Source organism: Nocardia sp. NPDC060255 (assembly GCF_042727395.1).
Classification (GTDB): Bacteria; Actinomycetota; Actinomycetes; order Mycobacteriales; family Mycobacteriaceae; genus Nocardia.
Window position 1 is genome coordinate 101982 of the sequence record NZ_JBHXAU010000029.1, and the last position, 16078, is coordinate 118059.

Genomic DNA, 16078 nt, shown 5'->3' on the forward strand with positions numbered 1-16078 from the left:
TCCCCGAAGGGTTTCGCCCCCATCCGGGTAATGGGGGCTGCGGGCGAGATCAGCCGATCGGTGTATGTCCGAGCAGAACTCGGCCGGTGAAGTGGGTCTGCTTGGCGCGCGGCAGCGGATGGAACAGGCAGCCGTGCACGTCGCGGTAGCGCCTCTCCAGCTCGCAGGCGCGCGAAAAGCCTAGGCCGCCAACGGTTTCGATGGCCAGGCGGACGGTGCTGATGACGGCCTCGGCGGCCGCCGTCTTGCGGCTGAGGGTTTTGCTGGCGTAGCTGTCGGTGTTGTCGAAATGCAGGTTGCCGGAACCGGTGAACATGGCCTCGATCAGGTCGGCGGCGGTGGTGTGCGCGTTGACCATTTCGCCCGCGAGCTGGAAGGTCGGGGCGTCGGTGCGGTCGGCGACCAGGGCGGTGGCGAGGTCCACCGCACCGTCGGCGATGCCGAGGTAGGCCGCCATGACGAGCGGCATCGCCGCGCCCATCACGACATTCAGCATCGGCGGCCAGGTGTCGGCGCGGCGGAGCAGGGAGACGGCGGCGTCGGGGACGAAGACGTCGTCGAAAATCACAGTGTGCGACCCGCTCGCTCGCAATCCGAGTGTGTCCCAGGTCTTTTCGACGCTTACGCCCGGTGCGTGCACTGGGATGGCGCAGTGCAGGACATGTGGGCCGTCGGGTGCGTCGTCCCAGCGAATACTGGTGACCAGCACGGTGCCCGCCTCGACGCCGCTGGCCGGTGCCTTGCGTGCGTGCACCCGGTAGCCGCCGTCGACCTTCTCGGCGTGGCCGCTGGAACCGACCCAGTCCGCGGCGCCGGTGCTGATCAGGATCGCCCCGTCGACCACCTTGCGGAACAGCGGTGCGGCGTCGATGCCGTGGTTGTGCCGCCACACCTGCGCGGCGACGAGGTGGGTGTGCATCGCGAACGCGACGGCGGTGGAGGGGTCGTGGCGGCCGAGTTCGCGCAGGATCGCGCCCATCTCGCGGTGGGTGGCGCCGCCGCCACCGAATTCGGTGGGCACCAGGGCGGCGGACAGCCCGGTGACGCGCAGGATCTCGAACGCGGTGCGGGAGAACTCGCCGCTGCGGTCGCGGTCGGCCACCTCGGGGCTCAGGGACTCGCCGACCTGTCGCGCGAGGGTGAACCAGTCGATGGTGAGGTCAGGGGAAATTGTCGTCATGTTTCGAAGGTAGGAACGGCCGCGATAACCGAATAGTCCACAAACTGGACTCCGCCGGTCCACAAGTTGGACCCCCGATCGCGAGGTGACCATGACGACACCCGGCTACGGCCAATACTGTCCGATCTCCCGGGCGCTCGACGTGCTCGGCGAGCGGTGGTCGCTGCTGATCGTCCGCGATTTGTACCTGGGCACAACACGTTTCAACGATCTCGCGCGCGGTCTACCCGGCTTGTCACGCAGCCTGCTCGCCAAGCGACTGCGTCAATTCGAACGGGCCGGCCTAGTCGACAAGATCGGCTCCGAATACCTGCTCACCGACGCGGGCCAAGAACTCGAACCGATCCTGTCCGGCCTCGGCGAGTGGGGCGCCCGCTGGACTTTCGGCGCCCCACAACCGCACGAACTCGACCCGGCACTCCTCGTCTGGTGGATGCACACCCGCCTCGACACCTCATCGTTCCCCGGCAAGCGACAGGTACTCGCTGTGCGATTTTCCGATGTGCCGGACCGATTCTGGATCGTCATCGAATCCGGGGTGCCCTCCGTCTGCGCCGCCGACCCAGGCTACCCAGTCGACATCGTCATCATCTCCGACGTCAGCTCGCTGTACTCGGTATGGCTAGGGAGAGTGCCTCTGCCGCAGGCGATTCGGACAGGCCGGCTAACCTTCAGCGGACCGTCAGCGCTAACTCGCCGCATGCCCTCAGTACTTCGGTTGAGCCCGATGGCGCCATACATGAACCCCGCCTCCATCGACTTCGCCACGCGCGCTTCGTGATTGCCGATGGTGGTTGCAGCGGATGTTGGACCGTGTCGGGTGACTTTGGTTGTTGGTTGCGTGCCGGGGTGTGGGGTGCGGTGCTGCCGAAGCAATAACGGTTCAGGAAGGTCTGCTGGTCCGGGAATGATTGGGTAATGCTGGGCGCGTGAGGTGGGGTTCCCGACCTTACCCTGCTGTTTGGTCACGGAAGTGGCGGTTCCAGCCTGGCTGGTTGGCTGTGGTGCTGTTCTCGAGATTCTCGGGTAGGTAAGTGTGTCGGGTGCGGTGTAGTTGGTGGTGTCGAGCGAGCCTGCGGATCGCCACTTGACGCACGTTGCATCGTCTTGATGCATGCTGCAACTTGCGTCAAGTGGATGCTTCGTACGTCAAGTCGTCGTGACTGCGTCGAGCCGAGTCACATGGTCGTTCGCGGAGATCGAGTCGAGTCAAAAGGTCGCTGTTGATGATTGAGTAGCGACCTTTCGACTCGACTCGATTCGCTGCCGGGTGACGGCAGCTGCCTGGCGACGCTGGAACGGACTATTGCACACCGAACTTGGGTTCTGGACGTCTCGATAGGCCACCAAAGCGGGCCAGCCTGGCTCCCTGGCCAGCCTGGCTGTGGTGCAGTTCCCGAGAGCCTTGGTCAGGGAGGTGTCGCAGGCCGGTGCTGTTGGGCAGTGCCGAGTCGAGACAGCCAGTGCCACTTGACGTACGTTGCATCGTCTTGATGCATGCTGCAGCCCGCGTCAAGAGGATGCTTCGTACGTCAAGTCGTCGTGGCTGCGTCGAGTCGCGTCACATGGTCGTTCGCGGAGATCGAGTCGAGTCAAAAGGTCGCTGTTCAAGATCAACTAGCGACCTTTCGACTCGACCCGATTCATTATCAGGCGACGGCAGCTGCCCGGCGACGCTGGACCGGGCTATTGCACACCGAACTTGGGTTCCCACCGAACTCGGGGCAGTCCCTCAAGTCGTCGTGGCTGCGTTGGGTCGAGTCAAATGGTGGTTCGCGGACTTCGAGTCGAGTCGAATGGTCGTTGTTGAAGATCAAGTAGCGACATTTTGACTCGGCTCGATTCTTGGTTGCCCACCGGCAGCTACTCGACGACGCTGGGAGTGGCCGTTGCGCACTGAACTTGGGTTCCGAAGGTCTCGATACGCCGCCGCGGCTGGCGAGCCTGGCTGGCGGGCTGTGGTGCTGTTTCCGAGAGCCTCGGGCGGTGTGTCGGAGGCCGGTGCAGTTGGTAGTATCGAGTCGCGTCGAGTCGAGTCAAATGGTCGTTGTTGATGATCAAGTAGCGACCATTTGACTCGGCTCGATTCTCTGAAAGCCTCTGTCGCGCAACGGGAGTGTCTTGCGGCGCTGGAACGGGCTATTGCATACCGAACTTGGGTTCCGAAGGTCCCGCGCCACCACAGCTGGCCATCCAGCGTGGCTCGCGACCTGGCTGAGGTGCTGTTCGCGAGAATCTGGGTGGCGGAGTGGTTGTTCGCGAATCGAGCAGAGTCATAAGGTCGCTACTTGATCTTCAGCAGTGACCTTATGACTCTGCTCGATTCTCCGAGAGCCCTTATCGCGCAATGGTGGGTGCGAGACGACGCTGGAACGGGCCATTGCATACCGAACTTGGGTTCCGAAGATCTCGAGAACAGCACCACAGCCACCCAGCCAGGCTGGAAGATCACGTCGCGCGCCTGACCGTAAGGGGAAGGCCGGGGACGGCACACGACGCGCCCAGCATTACCCAATCATTCCCGGACCAGCAGACCTTCCTGGACCGTTATTAGATCGGCAGTACCGCACCCCACCACCCGGTACGCAACCAACAACGAAAGTCACCTGACACCAGTCCAACATTCGCTGCATCCACCATCGATGATCACGAAACCAGCGGACGCGCTCATCAACAGCCTCCGCGGCGAAATCGGGCACCACCCCGCATTCGCAAAGGTGCTCAACCTTTCACATGCCCTAGCGCGCCAAGAGAACTGCGAGGCCGCAATCTGCTGCGCGATGAGGAGCCTATCCGTTGCTTGTTGACGAGCCGGGACCAGCGCGGACCCCGATGGCGCACATCGGGGTCCGGTTCCCGCGGTTACAGGTTGCCGACGATGTGTTCGAGGCGTTGTGCGACGAGTTCTCTGGCCTTTTCGCGGAGGGCGGGGCGGTAGCCGCTGGGGTAGACGGGGTCGGCGGGGGCGTAGTCCTTCAGGACCTCCTTGGCGAGGGTGATCTTGTGGACCTCGGTGGGGCCGTCGGCGATCGCCATCACCTCGGCGTAGTTCATCATGTCGACGAAGGGGAGGTCGGTGCTGACGCCGATGGCGCCGTGCAGGTGCAGGGCGCGCTGGGCGATGTCGTGCATGACCTTGGGCATGGCTACCTTGATGGCGGCGATGTCCTTGCGCACCTTCAGGTAGTCCTGTTCCTTGTCGATGCGCCACGCGGTGCGCAGCACGAGCAGGCGGAACTGTTCCATCTCGATCCAGCTGTCCGCGATGCGTTCCTGGGTCATCTGCAGACCGGCCAGCGAGCCCTTGCGCATCGGGCGGGAGACGACGCGCTCGGCCATCATGTCGAATGCCTTGCGTACCAACGCGACCGTGCGCATCGCGTGGTGCACGCGGCCGCCGCCGAGGCGGGTCTGCGCCACGATGAAGCCCTGGCCTTCGGCGCCGAGCAGGTGGTCGGCGGGCACCCGGACGTTGGTGAAGCGCAGGTGGCCCTCGTGCTCGCTGAACCCGTGCACGTGGAAGTTCTTGACGATCTCCAGGCCGGGTGTGTCCGCGGGCACGATGAACATCGACATGCCTTGGTAGGCACTGACATCGGGGTTCGTGACGACCATGACGATATGGAAGCTGGCGAACTGCGCGTTGGAGTTGAACCACTTCTCGCCGTTGATCACCCAGTGGTCGCCGTCGCGGACCGCCCGCGTCTTGAACGTCGTCGGGTCCGAGCCGCCGGTGGGTTCGGTCATCACGTAACAGGAGCCGATCTCACCGGCCAGCAGCGGCGCCAGGTACTCGGCCTTCTGCTCGTCGGTGCCGTAGTGCGCCAGGATCTCGGCATTGCCGGAATCCGGTGCCTGGCAACCGAATACCGACGGCGCCCAGAACGACGTGCCGAGCACCTCGTTGAGCAGGGCCAGCTTCATCTGCCCGTAGCCCTGGCCGCCGAGTTCCGGACCGAGATGGCAGGCCCACAGTCCCTGCTCCTTGACCTGCTCCTTGAGCGGGCGCATCAGCGCCATCGCCTCTTTGTCGGTGCGGTCGTACGGGTTCGGGTAGAGCAGGTCGAGGGGCTCCACCTCGGTGCGGACGAATTCCGCCGCCCAGTCCAGCTTCTGCTGGAAGTCCGGGTCGGTCTCGAAATCCCAAGCCATGGTCAGCCTTTCGTGTCGTTGTCGGTCGTGGTCACCACGCCGTCGAGGAACGTGGTCGCGAGTATGTCGGCGATCTCGGCGGGGGAGTGCCCGCCGTGCGGTCGGTACCAGAAGGTCACCATGTTCAGCATGCCGAGAACGCTGTTGGTCACCACGTGGTCGTTGGTGCGCAGCAGTCCGGCGGCGTGGCCCGTGTCGAGCACCCGCTGCCAGCAGTGTTGCACGCGATCACGCAGTTCCTGCAGCTGCGCGCCGCGTTCGCCGCTGAGCGCGGTGACATCGCGCAACTGGATCGCGACCTCCCGGCGGTGGTCGATGATCAGCCCGACATGGCTGTGGATCAGCTTGCGCAGCTTGCTGATCGGGTCGTCGGTGCCTGCCACGATGCGTTCGGCGTCGACCAGCATCAGCTGAATATAGTCGTGCAGGATCTGCCAGAGCAGTTCCTCCTTGGAGCCGATGTGGTAGTACAGCGCGCCCCGCTGGACGTCGGCGCGGTCGCCGATCTCCGCGACACCGGTGCCGTGGAATCCCTTCTCCGCGAACAGATCCACCGCGGCCCGCACGATCCGTTCCCTGGTATCGCCCGCCGTCGATTCGGCGGCCGGCGGGCGGCCGCGCCTGCGCGCGGGCGCCACGTCGGGCCCACCCGTGCCGCGCACCGGTGCGGTACTCATCGCGCCGGGTCCAGCACTACCTTGCTCACGCCGTCCGCGCGCTCGGCGAACAGCTGGTAGGCGTTCGCCCCGTCGGACATCGGGAGGGGATGGGTGACAACGGCTTCCGGGCGCAGCCGGCCCGCCGCAGTCAGTTTCAGCAGAGTGGGCAGCTCGTATTGGATCGAGCACAGGCCGATATGGAATTCGAGCTCCTTGACCTGTGCCAGCGGCATGTGGAACGGATAGGCGCGGTTCTGGTTGACACCGATGACGCTCACCCGGCCGCGATGCCCGACCGCGCTGATCGCCAACTTGATGGTGGCGTCGGCGCCGACCGCCTCGATCGCGACATCCGCACCGCCGCCGAGCATTTCGCGGATCCCCAGCTTCGGGTCGTCCGCCTCGACCGGTTCGGCGCCGAGTTCGGCGGCCAGCTTGCGTCGCTCGGCGATCAGGTCGACCCCCAGCACGCGCGCCGCACCCATCGCGAACGCCGACTGGATCGCCATCAGCCCCACCGGTCCGAGTCCGATCACCACCACGGTCTCGCCGGGTGCGATGCGTGCACGCCGCGCGCCATACCAGGCGGTCGGGGCGTTATCGGTGAGCACGACCGCCGCCTCGTCGCTGATGCCTTCGGGGAGCCGGATCAGATTTCCGTCGGCGTGCGAGACGGCCAGCAACTGGGCTTGGCCGCCGGGCAGTGAGCCACCGAGGCCGTAGCACGCGTCGACCGGCGCCGGTGTGCGCTCGCAGGCGGCAACGATGCCGACCCGGCAGTTCGCGCATCGATCACACCCGGCCGACGCGGACACCAGCACCCGGTCACCGACCGAGAGTCTGCGCACGTCGGGACCGAGTTCGACGATCTCGCCGACGGCTTCGTGCCCGACGCTGTAACCGATCTTGTCGGTGAACCCGTGCCCGCCGTAGATATGCAGGTCACTGCCGCAGATGCCGCTCGCGGTGACCCGGATGATCGCGCCGTCCGGCGCGGTGAGGATCGGATCGGGCACGTCGGAGTACGAGATCTGCCGTGGGCCTTGGTAAGTCAGTGCTTTCATCGCCATCCACCGTCCAGTGCGAGGGTGGCGCCCGTGCAGAAGGCAGCCGCGTCCGTGGCGAAGAACAGTGCGGCGCCGACGATCTCGCCGGGTTCGCCGACGCGTTGTTGCGCGTTGAGCGAGCCGATCTGGGCGCGCATCTCGTCGGGCCACGCCTTGGAGATGTCGGTGGCGAAGGCGCCGCACTGAATCGTGTTGACCCGCACCGTCGGTCCGAAACTCTGCGCCAGACCCGCGGTGAGCGTGTTCAATCCGGCCTTGGCCGCGGCGTAGGGCAGCGCGAACGGCGCGGGGCGGACCGCCTCGATCGAGGAGATGTTGATGATCGAACCGCCGCCGCCGGCCGCCATGCGGGTGCCGATCAGCGACGAAAGCCGGAACGGCCCTTTGAGATTCACGCCGATCACCTTGTCGAACAGGGCCTCCGAGACCTGATCCAGGCTCGGGTAGAGCGGGGAGAGTCCCGCGTTGTTCACCAGCACGTCGACCCGGCCGAATTCGGCGTACACGGTGTCCACCAGCGCGTCGCACTGCGCCCAGTCGCTGACATTGCAGGCCACCGGCAGCGCGCGACGACCGTGCGCGTTCTTGACCTCGTCCGCCAGCGCCACGCAATCATCGAGCTTGCGGCTGGCGATCACCACGTCCGCGCCCGCCGCGGCGAACGCGAGCACCATCTCCTTGCCGAGTCCCCGGCTGCCACCGGTGACCACGACGACCTTGTCCGTGAGCGACACACACACTCCTGCAGATCAGAAAATGTTCCGATCAGTACATTAAATCCCCGCGGCGATACAATCAAGGGGTTGTCAGGCCGACCGCCTACACACCGAGACGCGCCGACCGATGCACCCCATCCGAATCGGCGCGCCGGAATTTTCCGGCGAGACGCCGCGTTCGACCCGCTACACGGTGGTATCACTACCCACGGGTAACATGGATGCGTCTTTCCCACCCGGCTTTCTCAGAAGTGAGGCAGTAGATGACAGAGCGGATTCAGGTCGGCGGGCTTCAGGTGGCCAGCGTTCTCCACGAGTTCATCGAGAACGAGGCGCTCCCCGGAACCGGCGTAGATTCCGCCGCGTTCTGGGCCGGAGCCGAGCAGGTCATCAACGATCTCGCGCCGCGCAACCGCGCGCTGCTCGCCGAGCGCGACGAGATCCAGGGCAAGGTCGACGCCTGGCACGCCGAACACCCCGGTGCGGGCTACGACAAGGCCGCCTACAAGAGCTTCCTCGGCGAAATCGGCTATCTGCGTGCGGAACCCGCCGATTTCCAGATCGCCACCCAGAACGTGGACACCGAGATCGCCACCACCGCGGGCCCGCAGCTCGTGGTGCCGGTGATGAACGCCCGTTTCGCGATCAACGCCGCCAACGCGCGCTGGGGTTCGCTCTACGACGCGCTCTACGGTACCGACGCCATCTCCGAGGCCAACGGCGCGGAAAAGGGCAAGGGCTACAACAAGGTTCGCGGCGACAAGGTCATCGAGTGGGCGCGTAACTTCCTCGACGACTCCGCGACGCTGATCACCGGCTCACACATCGGCTCGACGTCCTACAAGATCGTCGACGGTGAGCTGGAGGTCGGTCTGGAGGACGGCACCGAGATCGGTCTCGCCGACCCGTCGCAGCTCGTCGGCTACCTCGGCGATCCGGCCTCGCCGACCTCGGTGCTGCTCAAGCACAACGGTCTGCACATCGAGATCCAGATCGATCCGTCCTCGCCCGTCGGCAGCACCGACACCGCGGGCGTCAAGGACCTGGTGCTGGAGTCCGCGATCACCACGATCATGGACTTCGAGGACTCGGTCGCCGCCGTGGACGCCGAGGACAAGGTCCTCTGCTACCACAACTGGCTCGGCCTGATGAAGGGCGATCTCACCGAGAAGGTGCGCAAGGGCGACAAGACCTTCACCCGCACCATGAACCCCGACCGCGTCTACACCGCGGTCGACGGCAGTGACCTTGTGCTGCACGGTCGTTCGCTGCTGTTCGTGCGCAACGTCGGTCACCTGATGACCAGCGACGCGATCATCGACAAGGACGGCAACGAGATCCCCGAGGGCATCCTCGACGGCCTCGTCACCTCGCTCATCGCCACCCATTCGCTGCGCGGCGACACCGAACTGAAGAACAGCCGCACCGGCTCGGTCTACATCGTGAAGCCGAAGATGCACGGCCCCGACGAGGTCGCGTTCACCACCGAGTTGTTCGGCCGGATCGAGGACGTGCTCGGCGTGCCGCGCAACACCCTCAAGGTCGGCATCATGGACGAGGAGCGCCGCACCACGGTAAACCTCAAGGCCTGTATCCAGGCCGCCGCCGACCGCGTCGTGTTCATCAACACCGGCTTCCTCGACCGCACCGGCGACGAGATCCACACCTCGATGGAGGCCGGGCCGATGGTCCGCAAGGCCGACATGAAGGCCCAGCAGTGGATCAAGTCCTACGAGGACTGGAACGTCGACACGGGCTTGGCCGCCGGGCTGCCGGGCAAGGCGCAGATCGGCAAGGGCATGTGGGCCATGCCGGACCTGATGGCCGACATGCTGGTGCAGAAGATCGGTCACCCGAAGGCCGGCGCGAACACCGCGTGGGTGCCGTCGCCGACCGCCGCCACCCTGCACGCGACGCACTACCACCAGGTGAACGTGCTGGAGCGCCAGCAGGAGATCCTCAAGGGTGGCCGCCGCGCCACCGTCGATCAGATCCTGGAGATCCCACTCGCCGCGACGCCGAACTGGACCGCGGAGGAGAAGAAGCAGGAACTGGACAACAGCGCACAGTCGATCCTCGGCTACGTGGTGCGCTGGATCGACCAGGGTGTGGGCTGCTCCAAGGTGCCCGACATCGAAGACGTCGCGCTGATGGAAGACCGTGCCACCCTGCGCATTTCGAGCCAGCTGCTGGCCAACTGGCTGCGCCACGGCATCGTCTCCACCGACGAGATCATCGAGAGCCTGGAGCGGATGGCACCGGTGGTGGACCGGCAGAACGCGGGCGACGCGAGCTACCGCCCGCTGGCACCGGACTTCGCAGGCAGCATCGCCTTCCAGGCCGCCAAGGAGCTCATCCTCGAGGGCACCAAGCAGCCCAACGGATACACCGAGCCGATCCTGCACCGGCGGCGGCGTGAGGCGAAGGCTGCCTGCAAGTGAGTGATGTCCAGTGACTGAAAAGTAGTTCTTAACAGCTCTTTTCGGCCTGAGGCCCCGCACCGGAGACACCCGGGGCGGGGCCTCTTCCCATTAGTGGAGATCAGCTCGAATACCGGTCTGTCACCCTCAAAACGGTCACCAAAACGGTCACAGACGGGGTGCGTGCCACACCCATCAAGGCGATATCTACCAGCAGATTTGCGCCAACGGTTGGTGCGTCCGTGTCGGCGATGCATGGTCTCCACGCAGGACCCATCGAGCCGTGGATCCGGAGCTGGTCTGCTTGTCGCCGATACCGGATACCTCTACAGGCGGAAGCCTTTGTCGCGGAACCCCGGTCGCTTGGGGATCCGGCCCCATTTGCTCGGGAAAGTGTTCGCAGTGAGCGACATCCTCGGCGTGTCGCTAGTCGACACGCCGGAGAAGTTGTTGGGCCCGCAACTCTTCAGCGAATCGCCTGGGAACAAACAGCAATCCACCGGCCCCCGACTGAGTTCGATGACGCTGGGCTGTCAGCGGTCGTTGGCGGGTGCAATTGACCATTCGGCGCGAGCGAGCAACTCGTCGAAGGTGAGTACTTCGGGCTCGATGAGTTGGCGGCGGAACAGTTCGAATGATCGAAACCTGTCCTCGTGATGTCCTCCATGGCTACCTATCATCTGATCCAGGTTGCCGATGATGAGAAAGCTTCGCGGACGGATGAGATGGGAGTACTCGCCGGGGATGTCGCTGCCATCGGCGGCTTTGTCCTGCAACCGTTTGCCGATCTGTTCCGCGGCAAAGTGAACGGTGCCCTGCGCTTGGGCGATGCCGTCGGTCAGGAAGTGTGACGGTGCCCAGCAGCCCGGTCGGAACTCGGTGCTCAGTAACGGTTGCTTGTGGGTTTTGATCTCTGCGAAGACGAGGGATCGGATTCGACCCGATGTGGTCAGGAGGGCGTCGACACGTTTACCTGGGCTGGAGTTGGACCGGCCTATTACGACTTGTTCGAGTTTGTGCTCGTCCCAGGATGTCAGTAGTTGACCGGTCAGTGACACACCGAAGATCCACGGGTTCTGCTCGAAGAAGTGCTGCCAGACGGCCTCTTCGCCGTTCCCGGAGTCGTTGCGAACCTCTTCAGCAAAGTAGGTCTCGTCGGAGAGCAAACGCCGGAACTTAGCGACCTGTGCGCGCCGGTGTGCCATTGCGACGACATCGCGTGCGCTTTCGTCGTCGCTGATCAGCTGCTGGAATTTCTGCGGGTCCTTCCGGTACAGGGCCGCCAGCGACTCTGGGTTGGCGAGCATTTGGTGTACCAAGGTGTCGTCGATGCGGACGGTGTCTGCGCCCTCGGCAGGCAGGTGGTCGAGGAGTTTGACCAGATCTATGAGCCGTCCGACGTCTGGCTGCACGAGGTGAAGTTTGCATTCGGCCTTCTGCGCGGTCTTTCCCATCGGAATCCGTTGGATCCAAAGCTCTTTCACATTGCTGGCTTCTCGGGCCACGAGCAATCTGACCTGATATCGTCCACCGGGCGTTTCGCGGATTACCCAGTCGGAACCCTCGAGCTCGACCGTCGTCTCAGACTCGGCGTCGAACACTTTATGAATGAAGCGCGCCTGTTCACCGTGATCGGAAGACGCCGGTCTGTTGAACGGGAAGCTCTTGCTCAGATAGGTACGGCCAGGAAGTCTGCCTTGCGCATATTCCAGTTCTTCGGCGTCGCGACTCGATGCGGCACCGTACGCAGGTTCAGGATCTTCCATATGACTGCCCTCCAGGCTCGCGCACATGTGGCCATCGCACCGGTTGCGACCCAATCGTTCCTTCCCGATCCTTAGCGTTCGAGGCTGCGGCTGCGTCATCGGCAAACTGACAGCACAGTCACGTGTGGCTGATTCTGCCTGCTGAGCCCTCAATGACTGGCATCTCGATGTTGGTAAATTTGCAGGTGAGCAGATATACAGCATAATATTCCGGTCTATCAAAGCGGGGATCGGCGAATTTCGGAAGATCTCCGGTTGCTGTAACTGTCGTTTCCGCAATCTTTCTGCTACGAGGTTCTGAGCGGTCTCGACGAACAGTGCAGGTGCCCTATGCGGGAGCAGGGCCTCGCAGCTGTCTGCCGCAGCGGTGAAGGCGTATACGAAAACGGCACGACGAGCCCGCGGAACAGATATTCGGCCTCATTAGCTCGACGTGTATGAATCATGTTGCGATACAGTCGATTCGCGGGTGGAGGTCCTCCGGTATGTCGCGTGTCGGTCGGGTGGGGCAACCGCGCTGACCGAGCGCTGCCGGATGTACTGGTGCGCGCCTAACTCTCTGAGCGAGAGGATGATTCGAGTTCGAGCAGCTGAGGGGCGCACCCGGCCGGCCCAGTACTGGTTCCGAGCCTTTTGATCGCTAGTCGACTGGCTGGTCGAGCCATTGGCCGTTGATCATGACGGTGCGTCCGAGGAATTCGTGGAAGCCGTTCCATACCTGTATGCGTTGCGGGGTTAGTTGGATGTAGACGAAACCGGGTATGGCGCGGGGGTCTTGGGAGATCCGAGCGTATCTGTCGGCGCAGTCTGGGTCGATGGCGTCGACCGGGATAAGTGTGGCGATGGCGTCGATCATGATCACGTCGGCGGTGTCTCCGATTGCGACTCTTGCTTGTGGTGTCGCCTGAAGATTGACGGCGGTGCGACTGTGCTCGAGCGTGGCCGTGGTGAGGGTGAGGGTATTGGCGTTCCAGGCGAAAGACACTGGTATCAGATGCGCGCCATGACCGTCGCTTCCGGTGGCCAACCACATCTGATGGCTGGTGCCGAGTCGTTCCAGCGCGCCCCTGCGCCGCTGGTCGAGGCTGCGCGCGATGGGCAGCTGGTTGGGTTCGGTGGTTGTATCGTCAGCAGTCATCGGCTGTCCTTGTCGGCGCACCGAGGTAGATACCGGAGCCAGCCCATCCCGCCGCTGACGCGGTCGTCGGTTGCTGGCCAACCCTGCTCGTTATGCCAGCATCCGAGTGTTCGTTCGCATAGCCGCGGTCAACGCCTGTTGCGGATCGGATAGCGAGTCCCCCTACGCTGGCCTACTCGCAAGTTCGACTCACGAGCGGATGTATGGCTCATCCTTGCAAGTACTAAATACTGGCGGATGGCGTCGAACCCCGTCAATACACTCGGGGCGCTTACTGCAGGGGACCGTGGACCGATGCTGGTCGTGGGAGTGGTTGGTGCGGTGGCGGATTCGGAGTTGCTGGTTGACGTCGCGCTGGAGTTCGCGGATGAAAGGCGTGGTGATGCAGTGGTAGCGGGTGGACCCGCGCAGCTCATCGAACCATGAAACTCAGTGGTCAGACATACGGCACAGCGACTCTCCCCACAGGCGGTTCCCGCAAGGAGGGGCGCTGCGTGGCTCCTGAAACGGTGGTCAGCTGGCGCCTGCCGCCTCCAGCAGTCCCGGGACCGTCTTGGTGGTGTTGTGGCGGAAGATGTTGACCGCGCCTACCACCTCGTCGGACTCGTCGCGGATCGGGAAGACGTTGACCAGCGCGAGCAGCCGGAAACCATCGGGTTGTTCGCAGATGACGTCGGCGTCGCGGACGGTGCCGCCGTTGTTGATGACCACCGACGGCGGGGCGGCTTCGTGCGGCATGACCTCGCCGGACGGGTAACGCAGGCGGAACGCGCCGCAGTACTTCTCGCTCGTGCCCAGTTCGGGACTGCGGCCCCAGGCGCCGATGGCGGTCTTGTTGCAGGCGATCAGCGTGCCGTCCTTCTCCAGCACGTAGATGCCGACCTCGATATCGTCCATGGCGGCCTGGTCGCCGAGCAGGCCACCGGGCACCAGGTGCCCGTCCTCGAGCTTGCCGTGAAACGTCAGATTGTCCAGTTCGCCGACGCTGATCTGTTCGCTGATACTCATTTTGATCCCCTGCATTCGGAGTAGGGCGGGGTAGCTGCGGTCGATGAAAGAAATCTGGGCGCGTCGCGCAGCCAAGCAGAGGTGACTTCCGCACCCCTTCCATCGCGAGTAAGTGTACCGAGAGTGATAGTCGGACAGTCTGTTTCAACGGTGATGAACGTTGACGGCACGGCAACAACTCTCCGAGTTGTCCGAGGATCAGAAGGCTTCGCCGCGAAGGTGCTGCGCGCCGGGCAGAGCCATCGAGCGTCCGGTCGACTGCCGTCAAGTGCTCTGTCATCGGATACGGAGGGGATGAAGGTTCTGAAACCCCAAGGGGGACAAGGCTCAATGTTGACCAGCTTGAACGACGCGCATCGCTATTACTATCTGGAAGCAGCGTGGTCGGGACCTGAGCGCGCTGGCCGCTGGGCTGTCGGTATCGCGGAGGGCTTCGGATGATGCCGAGCGGCGGCATCATCGTCGACTGAGAATCCAAACTCGGTGTGCGCGGGCATCGCTGGCAGCGAGAACCATCTCCAGGGGGCATTTGATGACCGGCAATGAGATGTATGAGCGCGTGTTCGCCATTGCGGATGGAGCGATCACCGATACCGAGGCTGCCCTGGCCGGCGTCGACGTCGACGAGATCGCGATGCTGGCGTTGACCGAGTTGGCTTCGCGTACGCAGTTCTTCGAAGAACTGCCGGAAGCCATTGCGGTGCAGTTTGATCTGGGCTATTCGGGGGACCGCCGGGGCTATCTGATTGTGGTGGGAGGCCAGGCTGTCGAGGTTGTGGCCGGTTGGGACGAATCTGCCGACGTTCGGATTCGGCAAGACTTGGCGGAGTTGGTACGTGCGGTTTACGGCGCTGCCGGCATCCGGCATGATTTCACACGGGAAGTATGGGTCAACGACACCGGGCGGCCTGCGGAGTTCTCGACCGAAGATCCGTGGGTCATGAGATGGAGGTTGGCGAGCAGCGCCGCCGGCCAGGTGATTCGGGCATGCGACGAATTTCGCCCCACGATGACCGAACTGGCGTTGCGCTTCGGGTCCGACAAATGGGGTGGTCACTGGTATACCCCGCACTATGAACGGCACTTCGCGCCTTATCGACAGCAGCGTGTCAAGGTGCTGGAGATCGGCGTCGGCGGCTACCAGTCGCAGGACATGGGCGGCGCTTCGTTGCGGATGTGGAAGCAATATTTCACTCGGGGATTGGTCCACGGGCTGGATTTGTTCGACAAGTCGGGGGTGGACGAGCCGCGGCTCAGCACAATCGCCGGTGACCAGTCAGACCAGGAACTTCTTGTTCGGCTGCACAAGGAAATCGGCCCGTTCGACCTCGTGATCGATGACGGCAGCCACCAGAGCGACCACGTGCGCACATCCTTCACGACATTGTTTCCGCTGATGAAACCCGGTGCGATGTATGTCATCGAGGATCTGCAGGCGTCTTATTGGCCGGCTTACAACGGCAACCGCACCGATCTGAACGACTCGGGAACTGCGGTGGGCTTCCTGAAAACCCTGATCGATGGCCTACACCATCAAGACCAGCTTCGTCAGTCCCCGTACGAGCCGGCCGACATTGAGAGGGGCGTTACCGCAATCCACATCTATCACAACATCGTTTTCATTGAAAAAGGCGTGAATACAGAGCAGACGGCGCCAGCATGGTTGCCCCGCGAGGCGGATCTCAGCGGATGATCGCGCCGAGGCCCGCCAGCGGCGTATTGCTTACCCGCCATGGATGATGCTCGCCCTACCGCAGCCGTGTCAGTGCGCCGGGTGCACATGGCTTGCTGTTCGGGCGGTCAGAAATGGAGATACCTGTGCATAACCAAGAGCAGTCGGAAACAGCGACCGAGCATCTCGGCTTCAAGCCCAGTCGGGCGACTATCCAACGGCGCACCCGCGCATTCTGGTTCGGCCTTGCCGCAACCACTCTCGGCACCGCACTGCATTTCCCGATGTTCTGGGAATCCC

General features: G+C 63.7%; 11 protein-coding genes. 3 read left to right on the forward strand and 8 right to left on the reverse strand.

The genetic code is table 11. The features are described 5' to 3' along the window. Positions 1–49 precede the first annotated feature (49 nt). Positions 50–1180, reverse strand: coding sequence for an acyl-CoA dehydrogenase family protein (locus tag ACFWF1_RS37025; RefSeq protein ID WP_379291400.1), 1131 nt, complete (start codon positions 1178–1180; stop codon positions 50–52). A gap of 91 nt (positions 1181–1271) precedes the next feature. Here ACFWF1_RS37025 and ACFWF1_RS37030 point away from each other — a divergent pair, with 91 nt between their 5' ends. Then, positions 1272–1961 carry a winged helix-turn-helix transcriptional regulator gene (locus ACFWF1_RS37030; RefSeq protein WP_379291492.1) on the forward strand — a complete coding sequence of 230 codons (690 nt, stop codon included), beginning with the start codon at positions 1272–1274 and terminating at the stop codon, positions 1959–1961. Between the two features lie 2081 nt (positions 1962–4042). On the opposite strand, the gene ACFWF1_RS37035 is transcribed toward ACFWF1_RS37030, so the two are convergent. The 4 genes from ACFWF1_RS37035 to ACFWF1_RS37050 are packed head-to-tail and all read right to left on the reverse strand — an operon-like array spanning position 4043 to position 7792. After that, positions 4043–5332: an acyl-CoA dehydrogenase family protein gene (locus tag ACFWF1_RS37035; RefSeq protein WP_379291398.1), complete on the reverse strand. Its 1290-nt coding sequence runs from the start codon at positions 5330–5332 to the stop codon at positions 4043–4045. A 2-nt stretch (positions 5333–5334) separates the two neighbouring features. Next, the gene (locus ACFWF1_RS37040) at positions 5335–6009 is read right to left on the reverse strand and encodes a TetR/AcrR family transcriptional regulator (protein ID WP_379291397.1); all 675 of its coding nucleotides are present in this window, start codon (positions 6007–6009) and stop codon (positions 5335–5337) included. Further along, the gene (locus ACFWF1_RS37045) at positions 6006–7055 is read right to left on the reverse strand and encodes a zinc-binding dehydrogenase (protein ID WP_379291396.1); all 1050 of its coding nucleotides are present in this window, start codon (positions 7053–7055) and stop codon (positions 6006–6008) included. Before ACFWF1_RS37045 ends, ACFWF1_RS37040 begins: the two co-directional genes overlap by 4 nt. Then, complete coding sequence (locus ACFWF1_RS37050) at positions 7052–7792, reverse strand: SDR family NAD(P)-dependent oxidoreductase (protein WP_379291395.1); 741 nt, start codon at positions 7790–7792, stop codon at positions 7052–7054. Before ACFWF1_RS37050 ends, ACFWF1_RS37045 begins: the two co-directional genes overlap by 4 nt. 245 nt (positions 7793–8037) lie before the next feature. Here ACFWF1_RS37050 and ACFWF1_RS37055 point away from each other — a divergent pair, with 245 nt between their 5' ends. Then, the gene (locus tag ACFWF1_RS37055) at positions 8038–10215 is read left to right on the forward strand and encodes a malate synthase G (protein ID WP_379291394.1); all 2178 of its coding nucleotides are present in this window, start codon (positions 8038–8040) and stop codon (positions 10213–10215) included. A gap of 512 nt (positions 10216–10727) precedes the next feature. On the opposite strand, the gene ACFWF1_RS37060 is transcribed toward ACFWF1_RS37055, so the two are convergent. The 3 genes from ACFWF1_RS37060 to ACFWF1_RS37070 all read right to left on the reverse strand — a co-directional run bounded on the left by ACFWF1_RS37060 (position 10728) and on the right by ACFWF1_RS37070 (position 14106). Continuing rightward, the gene (locus ACFWF1_RS37060; protein WP_379291392.1) at positions 10728–11960 is read right to left on the reverse strand and encodes a Shedu immune nuclease family protein; all 1233 of its coding nucleotides are present in this window, start codon (positions 11958–11960) and stop codon (positions 10728–10730) included. A 640-nt stretch (positions 11961–12600) separates the two neighbouring features. Next, a complete protein-coding gene (locus tag ACFWF1_RS37065) occupies positions 12601–13098 on the reverse strand; it encodes a pyridoxamine 5'-phosphate oxidase family protein (RefSeq protein WP_379291391.1) in 498 nt (165 codons plus the stop codon). Positions 13099–13611: 513 nt separating this feature from the next. Beyond that, positions 13612–14106 carry a histidine kinase gene (locus tag ACFWF1_RS37070; RefSeq protein ID WP_379291389.1) on the reverse strand — a complete coding sequence of 165 codons (495 nt, stop codon included), beginning with the start codon at positions 14104–14106 and terminating at the stop codon, positions 13612–13614. A 532-nt stretch (positions 14107–14638) separates the two neighbouring features. Between ACFWF1_RS37070 and ACFWF1_RS37075 the strand changes: the two genes are divergently transcribed. Next, the gene (locus tag ACFWF1_RS37075) at positions 14639–15799 is read left to right on the forward strand and encodes a class I SAM-dependent methyltransferase (RefSeq protein ID WP_379291388.1); all 1161 of its coding nucleotides are present in this window, start codon (positions 14639–14641) and stop codon (positions 15797–15799) included. Positions 15800–16078: the final 279 nt, after the last annotated feature.